At 69.2% G+C, this 10,769-nt stretch carries 10 protein-coding genes; 7 read left to right on the top strand and 3 right to left on the bottom strand.

All coding sequences use genetic code 11. The features are described 5' to 3' along the window. The 3 genes from KVT45_RS05325 to KVT45_RS05315 form a co-directional block, all read left to right on the top strand. A partial coding sequence (locus tag KVT45_RS05325; RefSeq protein ID WP_217545288.1) for an ABC transporter permease occupies positions 1 to 432 on the top strand: 432 nt, incomplete at its 5' end. Beyond that, positions 429 to 1,472: an ABC transporter substrate-binding protein gene (locus KVT45_RS05320; RefSeq protein ID WP_217545287.1), complete on the top strand. Its 1,044-nt coding sequence runs from the start codon at positions 429 to 431 to the stop codon at positions 1,470 to 1,472. The genes KVT45_RS05325 and KVT45_RS05320, both read left to right, overlap by 4 nt. Positions 1,473 to 1,525: 53 nt before the next feature. Continuing rightward, positions 1,526 to 3,133 (top strand): thiamine pyrophosphate-binding protein, encoded by a 1,608-nt coding sequence (locus KVT45_RS05315; RefSeq protein WP_217545286.1) that lies wholly within the window; start codon positions 1,526 to 1,528, stop codon positions 3,131 to 3,133. A 165-nt stretch (positions 3,134 to 3,298) separates the two neighbouring features. Here KVT45_RS05315 and KVT45_RS05310 read toward each other — a convergent pair whose 3' ends face one another. Together KVT45_RS05310 and KVT45_RS05305 are read right to left on the bottom strand one after the other, a co-directional pair. Next, positions 3,299 to 3,694 (bottom strand): Imm50 family immunity protein, encoded by a 396-nt coding sequence (locus KVT45_RS05310; RefSeq protein ID WP_217545285.1) that lies wholly within the window; start codon positions 3,692 to 3,694, stop codon positions 3,299 to 3,301. Beyond that, positions 3,681 to 4,283 carry an Imm50 family immunity protein gene (locus KVT45_RS05305; protein ID WP_308310649.1) on the bottom strand — a complete coding sequence of 201 codons (603 nt, stop codon included), beginning with the start codon at positions 4,281 to 4,283 and terminating at the stop codon, positions 3,681 to 3,683. The genes KVT45_RS05310 and KVT45_RS05305 overlap by 14 nt, the downstream gene beginning before the upstream one ends. Before the next feature lie 586 nt (positions 4,284 to 4,869). On the opposite strand from KVT45_RS05305, the gene KVT45_RS05300 reads away from it, so the two are divergent. From KVT45_RS05300 to KVT45_RS05285, 4 genes are all read left to right on the top strand, one after another. After that, positions 4,870 to 6,000 carry a DUF3500 domain-containing protein gene (locus KVT45_RS05300; RefSeq protein WP_254646294.1) on the top strand — a complete coding sequence of 377 codons (1,131 nt, stop codon included), beginning with the start codon at positions 4,870 to 4,872 and terminating at the stop codon, positions 5,998 to 6,000. After that, positions 6,000 to 7,376: a HupE/UreJ family protein gene (locus tag KVT45_RS05295; RefSeq protein ID WP_217545283.1), complete on the top strand. Its 1,377-nt coding sequence runs from the start codon at positions 6,000 to 6,002 to the stop codon at positions 7,374 to 7,376. The genes KVT45_RS05300 and KVT45_RS05295 overlap by 1 nt, the downstream gene beginning before the upstream one ends. Positions 7,377 to 7,462: 86 nt before the next feature. Next, entirely contained in the window at positions 7,463 to 8,881 is a 1,419-nt protein-coding gene (locus KVT45_RS05290) for a lamin tail domain-containing protein (RefSeq protein ID WP_217545282.1), read from the top strand. Positions 8,882 to 9,046: 165 nt separating this feature from the next. Then, positions 9,047 to 10,132 (top strand): hypothetical protein, encoded by a 1,086-nt coding sequence (locus KVT45_RS05285; RefSeq protein ID WP_217545281.1) that lies wholly within the window; start codon positions 9,047 to 9,049, stop codon positions 10,130 to 10,132. On the opposite strand, the gene KVT45_RS05280 is transcribed toward KVT45_RS05285, so the two are convergent. Beyond that, a complete protein-coding gene (locus KVT45_RS05280; RefSeq protein ID WP_217545280.1) occupies positions 10,133 to 10,750 on the bottom strand; it encodes a helix-turn-helix domain-containing protein in 618 nt (205 codons plus the stop codon). It abuts the gene before it with no gap. Positions 10,751 to 10,769: the final 19 nt, after the last annotated feature.

The following is a 10,769-nucleotide window of genomic DNA, read 5'->3' as shown; positions in this document are numbered from 1 at the left end:
ATGGTCTGGTCCGGCACCGGCATCCGGATGAAGGTGCTGCCCCCCGCCGTCACCGTGTTCTTCCTGGTCTTCCTCAACACCGCCGTCGGCGTACGGGAGGTCGACCGGGGACTGATCGACGCGGTACGGCTGATGGGCGGCCGCCGCCGGGACATCGTCGTCAAGGTCGTCCTGCCCGCGTCCATGACCGGCCTGCTCACCGGCCTCAAGGTCGCCGTCCCGTACTCACTGATCGGCGCCGTGATCGGGGAACTCGTCGCCTCCAACCGGGGGCTGGGCTATCTGATCAGCGACGCCGCGGCCAACTTCGACACGGCCGGCGTCTTCGCGACGCTCGTCGTCCTCTCGGTCATCGCCACCGTCCTCAACCTGATCGTCAGCCTGATCGACCGCAGGGCCAACCGCTGGAAGCCACTGGAGGGCAGGAAATGACAGAGCAGCCGCGTATGGACCGCCGGTTACTCGTGAAGGGCCTGCTCGCCACCGGAGCCGTCACCCTCACCGGCGCGGGCTGCGCCAGGTCCGGTGCCTCCACCGGGACCGGGAAGATCTCGGTCGGGCAGGTCAGCCAGTCCATCGCCTTCTTCCCCCTGTTCATCGCCACCGAGAAGGGCTACTTCAAGGACGAGGGCGTCACCTTCGGGGACCCGCCGATCCTCGGCACCGGCGCCAAGGTGGCCGCCGCGCTGAAGTCCGGCAGCATCGAACTCGGCGGCTCCGTCATGACCGACGTCTTCAAACTCTCCGCGATCCAGAGCGACATCCGGCTGGTCGCCGACCTGGTGGACCGCTACTACATCGACGTCATCACCGGGAAGAACTTCAAGGGCGCCGCGGCCGACGCCACCCTCGACGAGCGCATCAAGTCCCTGCGCGGCCGGAAGATCGGCATCACCGGACCCGGCAGCGGCACCGAGGCGCTCGTCATCTACCTCTTCGACAAGGTGGGCCTGGACTCCAAGAAGGACGCCCAGCTGGTCAACCTCGGCAGCGAGCCCAGCGCGGCGCTCGGCGCGCTCAAGGGCGGCCAGGTCGACGCCCTGTCCTTCGCCCAGCCGCTCGGCCAGCAGGCGGAGGGAACCGGCGTCGGAACCCTGTACATCTCCCCGGCCCGCGGCGACATCCCCGGGCTGGTCGATGTGTCCCATGGCGTCATCTTCACCACCCAGAGCATCCTCAAGGACAAGGCCAAGGAGATCGCGGCCTTCCAGAGAGCGCTCGTCCGGGCGAAGAAGGACATCCACGGCAACGACACCGCGGGGGTCAGGAAGCTGCTCGCCGAGTACCGCAGCGGCCTCCCCGACACCACCCTCGACGCCCTGATCCCGCTGCTGAAGAGCGAGATCCCGACGACGAACGCCTTCAGACGCTCCTCCTTCGACACCGCGGTCGCCTTCCACGGGTCCGCCGGCCTCATCACCGAGGACCCCGACTACGACCGACTCGTACCGGCGAACCTGCGCGAGATGTGACCGCGGCCGGCGGACCCACGGAACTCCTTGCGGAAGGGACGGGAGAGGGTGGCATGGGCAGGACGGCCGCAGTGGTCGCCGAGTACGTGCGGGCCACGGGGACGCGGTGTGTGTTCGCCTACCCAGGAGACCCGATCATCGAGCTGATGGAGGCGTTCCGGGCCGCCGGCGTCGAGGTCGTGGCCGGCACCCGTGAGGGCACCGCCGTGTTCATGGCCGAGGCGCAGGCGATGGTGACCGGGCGGCCCGGTGTCTGTCTGTCGACGCTGGGGCCCGGGTCGACCTCGATCGTCAACGGGGTGGCCGCCGCCACCTGGGACCGGGCTCCGCTGCTGGCGATCTCGGGCCAGATCGACATCGGCCGCGAAGACCTGGTCACCCACCAGGTGGTGGACCACAAGCTGCTCTTCTCACCCGTGGCCAAGTGGGCCGGCCGGATCGACCCCCGGTCGGTCGACGCGGTGCTGCGCAAGGCGCTGCGGCTGGCCGTCGCGGAGCGGCCCGGCGCCGTACATCTCACCGGCTCCGCCGAGGCGTTCGCCGCTCCGGCGCCCGCCGCCCGCATCGCACCGCCGCCGCTGGACGGCGCCGCCGGCGGGGTCCGGGTACAGCGGGCCCCCGGCGGCCCGGACCCGGCGGTGCTGCTGCGGTCGGCCCGGCGCCCGGTGGTGCTGGCCGGCACCGCCGCGACCCGGTGCGGAGCCTCCGCCGGCCTGGTCCGGCTGGCGGAGACGGCCGGCGCCCCGGTGGTGGTGTCACCGATGGCCAAAGGCGTCTTCCCGGAGGACCATCCGCTCTTCGCCGGGGTGCTCGACATGGCCTGCCATCGGGTGGTGTGGGACCTCCTGGCGGGCAGCGACCTGGTCGTCGCCGCCGGCTTCGACCCCGTCGAGCTCCTCAGGCCGTGGACCCTGAACACGCCCGTCCTGCATGTCGACACCACGCCCAACGTCGACCAGGTCTACCCCAGCGACTGCGAACTGGTCGGGGACGTAGCGGCGAGCCTGGACTGGCTCGCCGACGGTCGGCGGGGCGAGCCCCGCTGGACCGAGGCGGACGTCGCCGTCCACCGCACCCGGCTCCGTACGGCCTACTACGCGGGCCGGGTCCAAGGGCGTCTCAATCCCACCGACGTCATCGACGTCGTCCGGGCCGGTACTCCGCCCGACACCGTCGTCACCTGTGACGTCGGCTCGCACAAACTCCTCGTCGGCCAGGGCTGGCAGGCCCGCGCGCCGCGGGGTGTCCTCATGAGCAACGGCCTGTCCTCGATGGGCTTCGGGCTCCCCGCGGCGATCGCCGCCCAGCTGGCCCTGGGCGAGGTCCCCGTCGTCGCGTTGATCGGCGACGGCGGCTTCGCCATGACGGCGACCGAACTACGGACGGCCGTCGCCCGCCGCCTGCGGCTGACGGTGGTGGTCTTCTGCGACGGCAGCCTCAACCGCATCGAGCTCAAACAGCGGGCCCTCGGCTACGGCGGCACGGCGACCCGGCTGGACGACATGGACCTGGTCGCGCTCGCGGGCGCCATGGGCTGCGACGGCGTGCGGGTGACCTCGGTCGCCGAACTGGAGCAGGCCACGACCGGCCTCGCGACCCGTACCGGCCCCCTGCTCGTCGAGGCCCGGATCGACCCCGCCCAGTACGAGGCCCAGTTCTAGCCTCGCGCTTTCACGAGGGAAGTTGCTGATGGGTGAGCGGGGTGCGAGTGGGCATCGCGGACCTGCGGTTCTGTCTCATACCCGAGCCCCTGTTGAACATCCGCGGTGTTCACCTTCGAGGTGGAGCTTCCGACGCGCCAATCCCTGTTTGACCTTCGGGTGATGTCACTGCGCTCGACTCCACAGGCGTCCAACTGGGGACTGAGCGCGGATTTCGGCGGTCTCGAAGGACACGCGCTTGTCCTGGCCGGCGAGCACGACGCTCTTCCCTGCCAGGGTGGCGACTGTTGTGGGCCAGCCAGACCAGGCGTCCACCTCGAAGTTCTTCACACCGATGCAGACCAGGACGAACTCGACCGCATTGTGGCCTCGCGCCTGCCACAGGTCTGCGGCACCGACCGGGACGGCGAAGGCGGAGAACCTCAAGGTGACCGACGCTTCGCGCTCGTCGATGAGCACGGAGTCCAGGTGGTAGTCGCTCAGCGGCGGCGGGGGTGTGCCAAGGACCACGCGGACTGTCTCGGGATTGGCCACCTCGGCGGACCAGTCACGCTCGCTCATAGAACACCCTCGCAGTCGTGGGAGGCAGCACCCGGTGCAGGCGTTGGTCAAGGGGGCTCTCGAACCATCGCCGGGCCGTGTAAGGGTCCGCGTCGCCGGAACGATAGGCGTTGAGACGGCCCACCTTGACGGCGTGCGCGGTGAAGTCCAGTGAGAACCCCGGACCGCTCACCGCGACCCTGACCCGGCGCTCCAGGGACTGGGCGTGGGGACCGAGGTCGATGTCGACCACGGTGCTCTTGGGAACACCCCGCATCCGCAGGTCCTCGCCCACAGCGATGAACTCGATCTGAGCCTCGAACCGGTCACAGCCGGCTTCGGTCCAGTCCGGCGGAGCGAGGTCCGGAAAGCGCGGGAACTCGACCCGCAACGTCACAGCGGCGCCGTACGGACTCAGGTGCACCGATCTGAGAACCAAGTGCTCCAAGGGCGGCAACTCGGTGAAGAGCGCGGTGAACCGCTCGGAATGGACCAAGAGCTCTGGCCATGCGCCGGCTGACAAAGGGGGGCCTCCACTCTGGGTGCTTCGTGCCCGGCGAGACCAACAGATCCTCGCCCCAGGCGGCAGCCGGAGATCAACGAAGAGCACTTGAGCTGGGATGATACTGCTCGTCCACGGTCCGGTTGCATCGCCCCGGCACGAGGCACCTTCCAGAGGAAGCGCGATGGGTCCTGTCCACGCGTCCGGATATCGGGGCGCGGATCAGGAGTGGTCTCGCAGGCCGGCGGGGTGCTGCTGGTGGAGACCGCCCGCCGGATCGGCCTGGACGCCCCAGGTGATCACCACCGCATTCGAGAATCTGCAGGCCCTGCCGAACCCCGGCTGATCAGCTACGCCCTGAACGCGGACGGGCCGGGGTCGGCGGCGTGCACCCTCCCCTCGTCGAGCTTCATCGGCTTCGTGGACTTCTTTTCACGCGTTCAAGGGACATGACGTCACGTCATACGCGAACCGGACCAATCGCGACCATGTGAAGAAACTGAAATTCCTGGTCGTAGGCCACAGCAAGCCACAGGTGAATCCGAGTACTTCTCGATGGCATCCATAGCGGCTGCTGGTGGAATTTATCTCATCCACACAACGGGCAGAGAACTCCGGGAAGTGATCCGGCGGCTGCGTTTATGGGAACTACTTCCGGAATTCCTGCACCTCATCTTCCGAAGGGACCGGCAAGATGTCAGAAACCAAAACCCACCGCAGGTTAAAGAGCAAGTGGAAGCGCGCGGGCGTGGCCTTCGCCGCGGGAACGGCCCTGCTCCTCGGGGGGATCTACGTCAACGCCAACGCGGCGACCACCCCGAGCGACTCCTCGGCCGGTGACACGTCGGCCGACGCGACCACGGCCACCACCGAGGCCTCGTCGTCCGTCTCGGACGTGGTCGACGCCGCCAACGCGTTCCTGGACACCCTGGACACCGACCAGCAGTCCGACGTGCTCCTCGACTTCACCGAGGCGAACGCCACCGCCTGGTCGAACCTCCCGTGCGGCTCGACCTGCCGGGTCGGCATCGAGTTCAGCACCCTCAGCGACGAACAGCTCACCGCCGCCAAGGCGGTGGTCGAGGCGGCCACCGGTACCGGCAGCGGCACCGGGTACGACCAGATCACCCAGATCCTGGCGGCCGACGACAAGCTCGGCGAGACCGCCAGCGGCTACGGCAGCGGCAACTACTACCTGGCGTTCCTCGGCACCCCGAGCACCGACGGCACCTGGCAGCTGCACTTCGGCGGCCACCACCTCGCGCTGAACCTCACCTACAAGGACGGCGAGGTCGAGGGCACCACCCCCTTCTTCATCGGGGTGGAGCCGACCAGCTGGACCGGCGACGACGGCACCTCGTACGCACCTCTGGCCGGGATGCACGACGGAATGGAGGACATGCTCGCCGGCCTCAGCGACGACGAGCTGTCGGAGGCGAAGCTCTCCGAGTCGTTCAGCGACGTGCTGCTCGGCCCCGGTAGCGACGGCGACTTCCCGGAGACCAGGGAAGGCCTCAAGGTCAGCGAACTCACCGACGACCAGCAGGAACTGGTCCTCGCGGCGATCGAGCCCTGGGTCGACGTGGCGGACGACACGACCGCCGCCTCCGTGCTCAGCGCCTACCAGGCGGACCTCGACGACACCTACATCGCTTACTCCGGCAGCTCCGACCTGAGCGCCCAGGGCGACTACGTGCGCATCGACGGCCCCGGCGTCTGGATCGAGCTCGCCTGCCAGAACGGCGTGGTGTACCAGAACCAGATCCACTACCACACCGTCTACCGGGACCACGACTCCGACTACGGGGGAGAGTTCTCGTTCTGATGAACCGCCTGCCGATCTCACTGTCGCATGCGCTGCGCATGCTGGCCGGGATCGCGACGGTGGTCACGGCGGCGCTGCTTCTGGCGGCGCCGCCCGCCGCCGCCCATCCCATGCCGCACTCGGTGCTCCAGCTCGACGTGCACGAGACGTCGGTCGCCGCCGAACTGGAGCTCCCGCTCAGCGACTTCTCCCGGGCCAGCGGAATCGGCCTGGACGAGGACACCACGGCACGGCAGCTGTCGGCGCGGGAAACCGCGATCCGCCGCTATCTGGCCGCCCATGTGCACCCCACCACCCGCCGGGGCCAGGCCTGGACTGTCACGTTCGGAGCCATGGGCCTGAGCCGGACCGAGCAGACCTCCACCGGCCCCTACCGCGAACTGACCGTCCAGGCCACGCTCACCCCGCCCGCCGGCGAGGACCCGCGCCGGTTCGTCCTCGACTACGACGTCATCGTCCACCAGGTCGTCACCCACACCGTCCTGGTCTCCGTCCGCCAGGACTGGGCCGCCGGAAAGGTGGCCGGCGACGGTCAGGACGACGCCACCCAGGTCGGGGTCATCCGCATCGACACCCGGACGATGACCGTCGCCCCGCTCACCGTCGACCTGGAGGACGGGAGTATCTGGAGCGGCACCTACGCCATGTTCCGACTCGGCGCCCACCACATTCTCGAAGGCACCGACCATCTGCTGTTCCTGCTCATTCTGCTGCTGCCCGCACCCCTGCAGGCCGCCGGAAACCGGTGGCGCGGACTGGCGAGCACAAGGACCGCCGTCGGCCGCATCGGCCGTACCACGCTGGCATTCACCGTCGGGCATTCCGTCGCGCTCGCCGTGAGTGCCTTCGGACGCCTCGACATCCCGGCCCAACCGGTCGAGGCATTCATCGCCTTCAGTATTCTCGTCGGCGCCGTCCACGCAATTCGACCGGTTTTCCCGGGACGTGAGGCCCTCATCGCCGGTGTCTTCGGCCTGGGGCACGGACTCGCCTTTTCCCTCACCCTCGCCGAGATGCACCTCTCCACCTCCCAATTGGCGCTCAGCCTCGCGGGATTCAATCTCGGTATCGAATGCATGCAACTCGTCCTGGTCCTGCTCGCCCTGCCGAGCCTGATCTGCCTCACCCGGCTGCGCAGGCACGCCGCCCTGCGCACCGCCTGCGCCGGACTCACCGCCGTCGCGGCCCTCGGCTGGCTGCTGGACCGCCTCGGTGTGACCAACCCCGTCGCCCGCGCGGCGGACGGCGCGGGGACCCACACGTCCCAGCTGCTCCTCGTCCTGGTCACCGCTGCGGTGCTGGCCATGCTCTGGACGGTCGCCCCGCACCGGCGCGGCGACCCCCGTCGATCTTGGCGGTTCGCTCACCGTTCATAACGTCCTCACCTGCGCGAAGGCAGCCGTTCGAGCCGCGCCGGAAAGGTCCTGGCGGCCTGTCACAACGAAACCCCAGGACGGATTTGGTGACCGAATCACGCGTTCGCCGGTGGCGCCGCAGCCTCCGTGTTCTGCTCGTCGCCGTCGCCGGACCGACGCTCGCCGTCGGCGCCCTGACGGCGTCCCCCGCCCACGCGGCGGCGGCCGACGACATCCGGATCAACGAGGTGGTGACCACCGGAGACGTCAACGACTCCGTGGAGCTCTACAACAAGGGCACCGCCACGGTGGACCTCTCCGGCTGGATCCTCAGGGACGACAACGACAGCTCCAAGTACGCGATAGCCTCCGGGACCACCCTTGCGCCCGGCGGCTTCGTCGCCTTCGACGTGCACAACGCCTTCGGCCTGGGCTCCGACGACGAGGCGCGCCTCTACCTCGCGGACGGCACCACCCTGGTCGACAGCTTCAGCTGGACCCAGCACTCCGCCCCGTCGTGGTCGCGCTGCCCCGACGGCACCGGCACCTTCGGCTCCGCCGCGCTGACCCTCGGCGCCGCCAACGACTGCGGCTCCGGCGGTATTTCGGCGACCGCGTGGCCGGGCGGCAGCTCGGTCGCCACCGCCGACACCAAGAACGCCTTCGGCTCCGACCTGAGCGGCCTCTACCAGGAGGGGAGCGTGCTCTGGGCGGCACAGAACAGCGGCAAGCTGTGGCGGCTGGTGCCGAACGGCTCCACCGCCTGGAAGGCCGACACAGCCAACGGCTGGACGTCCGGGAAGACACTCAAGTTCCCGGGCGGTTCGGGCACGCCCGACGACGAGGGCGTCACCCTGACCGGCTCAGGTTCGAGCGGCGGCGTGTACGTGTCGAGTGAGCGCAACGCGGACTCGTCCGGCACCAGCCGGCTCTCCGTCCTCAGGTACGACGTCAGCGGTACCGCCACCACGCTCTCCGCCACCACCGAGTGGAACCTGACCTCCGACCTGCCGTCGGTGGGCTCCAACCTCGGCCTGGAAGGCATCACCTGGGTCCCCGACGCCACCCTGACCGCCGCCGGGTTCAAGGACGCCTCGACCGGTGCCGCCTACAACCCGGCGAACTACGGCTCGCACACCGGCGGGGTGTTCTTCGTCGGCGTCGAGGGCACCGGCATGATCTACGGCTACGTCCTCAAGGACGGCGGCACCTTCACCCGGGTCGCGTCCCTCAGCAGCGGCATGGCCGGCGTCATGGAGCTCCAGTGGGAACCGCAGGCGTCCCGCCTGTGGGTGGTCTGCGACGACACCTGTGACGGCCGGCACCGGACCATGCAGATCAACTCCTCCGGCGTCTTCGCCACCACCGCGATCTACAACCGCCCGACCGGCATGGACAACCTCAACAACGAGGGCTTCGCCGTCTCCGGTTCCGACGCGTGCAGCGGCGGCAGCAAGCCCGTGTGGTGGTCCGACGACAGCAACGACAGCGGTCACGCGCTGCGCAGGGGCACCATCACCTGCTGAGGCCTGCCGGCCCGCCCGTGCCGCGCTGTATCGTACGCGCGGCATCACCCGCACCACCGGAACAAACGTCAACTCCCTTACCGGCACGTCGACTTCACCGACGTGCCGGTTCCTTTCGCCGCCCCCGGAGGAACCGTGGCAACCCCCCGCACCCACCGTTTCCGTATGCCTCTGACCAGACGCAGATCCCTCGCCGTGACGGCCGCCCTCGCCGCCGTCTGCGGTGCCGGCCTCACCCAGCCGACCCCCGCCGGCGCGGACGCCGCCACCGACCGAGCCGCCCTCGCCCAGTGGTGGGCGCCGGTCAACTTCCAGGACGTGGACTCCACCGGCGAGACCGCACTCGGCGGCAAGTCCGACTACATCACGTCGTACGACTACGACGGCGACCTCCACGGCCGCAACAACTGGGAGAACACCAGCCAGTTCCCGCTCCCGGCGCACGTCTACTACTCGGTCGTCCAGACCCCGTCCTTCTCGTACCTGCTGTACACGTACTTCCACCCGCGCGACTGGTCGGACGGAGTCCTCGACAACTACCAGGAGGACCTCACCGAGCACGAGAACGACGCCGAGGGCGTCCTGGTCGTCGTCGCCAACGACGGTTCCTCGCACGGGCAGTTGAAGGCCGCCATCACGGTCGCGCACAGCAACTTCTACTCCTGGGTGCCCTCCGGCAGCGACTTCACCAGCGGGCAGGAGAGCGTCGACGGCACGCTGAAGCTGCAGGGCGACCCGCACGACGACGGCCACGGACGCCCGTTCACGACCCAGCAGCCCAACACCCATGCCGCGTGGGCCGAGGGCTACCTGTCCCAGGAGCGCAGTCAGTACGCGAGCGGCGACGGCATCGTCTACTACCCCGGCTCCACCGCCGAGGTGCCGTCCGGTTCCAACGACCGTGACGTGCAGTACACCCTGACCGACGTCTTCGCCGCGAACGGCATGTGGGCGAACCGCACCCTGACAACGTTGTTCGCGACCACCGACAACTTCGCCGGCGACGACAGCTCCAACCCCTACGGTGCCAAGTGCGGCGCGGGCGGGGTCCTCGGCCCCGCCAACGGCGCCTGCGCCACCGACGCGGCCAACCCGCCCTGGGCCTGGGACGACTCGAACGACCTGCCCGGCCGGGGCTACCTCGCCACCAACCCCGCCGAACTCGTCTGGGACTACTTCAACTGGCCCGGCAAGCCCTCCTCGCCGGACCTCGCCTACACCTGGGACCAGTACAACGGCATCACCTCCTGATCAGGCGACGGGCCCGCCCTGCAGCACCGTGGGGCTGATCTGCCGTACCTGAGGCAGCGTGGTGACCATGTGGGCGACCGCGCGTTCGCTGAGGCAGACATGGCGGTGGGGGATGTCTCCGGGGAACCGGGCGAAGTCCCCTGCCGCCAGGTCGACCGGTTCGGTGAGCGGGCCGGTGCGCAGCTTTCCGGTGATCACATAGATGTGGTGGAGCGTGCCGGCCGCGTGCGGGACGACGGGCTCGGGCTGCCTGCCGCTGCGTTCAAGACGCAGCACCAGGGTCCTGACGTAACCCGAGCCGTACACCTCGTCGAGGAGCCGCTCCGACCAGTTGCCGCTGTCGGACCATTCCCCCTCGTCGTGGCGCTGGACATAGACCGGTGTGCCCCACTCGGTGAGCAGCCGGCGGGCCGGCACGTCCAGGGCCGCACCGAGCAGCGAGAGCGTCTCCACGGTCGGGTTGCCCGCCCCCTGCTCGATCTTCGACAGCGTCTGCTTCGAGAGACCGGAACGGCGGGCCAGCTCGCCCAGTGACATGGCACGTTCGAGCCGGAACCGGCGGACGTTGCGGGCCACCAGCTCGTTCTCATGGGCCAGGTCGTCACTTTTAATGTGCATCCCGTCATTGTTGACGGAC

The organism is Streptomyces sp. GbtcB6, from assembly GCF_019091475.1.
Lineage (GTDB): Bacteria > Actinomycetota > Actinomycetes > Streptomycetales > Streptomycetaceae > Streptomyces > Streptomyces hyaluromycini.
The sequence above is the reverse complement of the archived record's forward strand: the minus strand, read 5'-3'. Positions and strand labels throughout refer to the sequence as shown.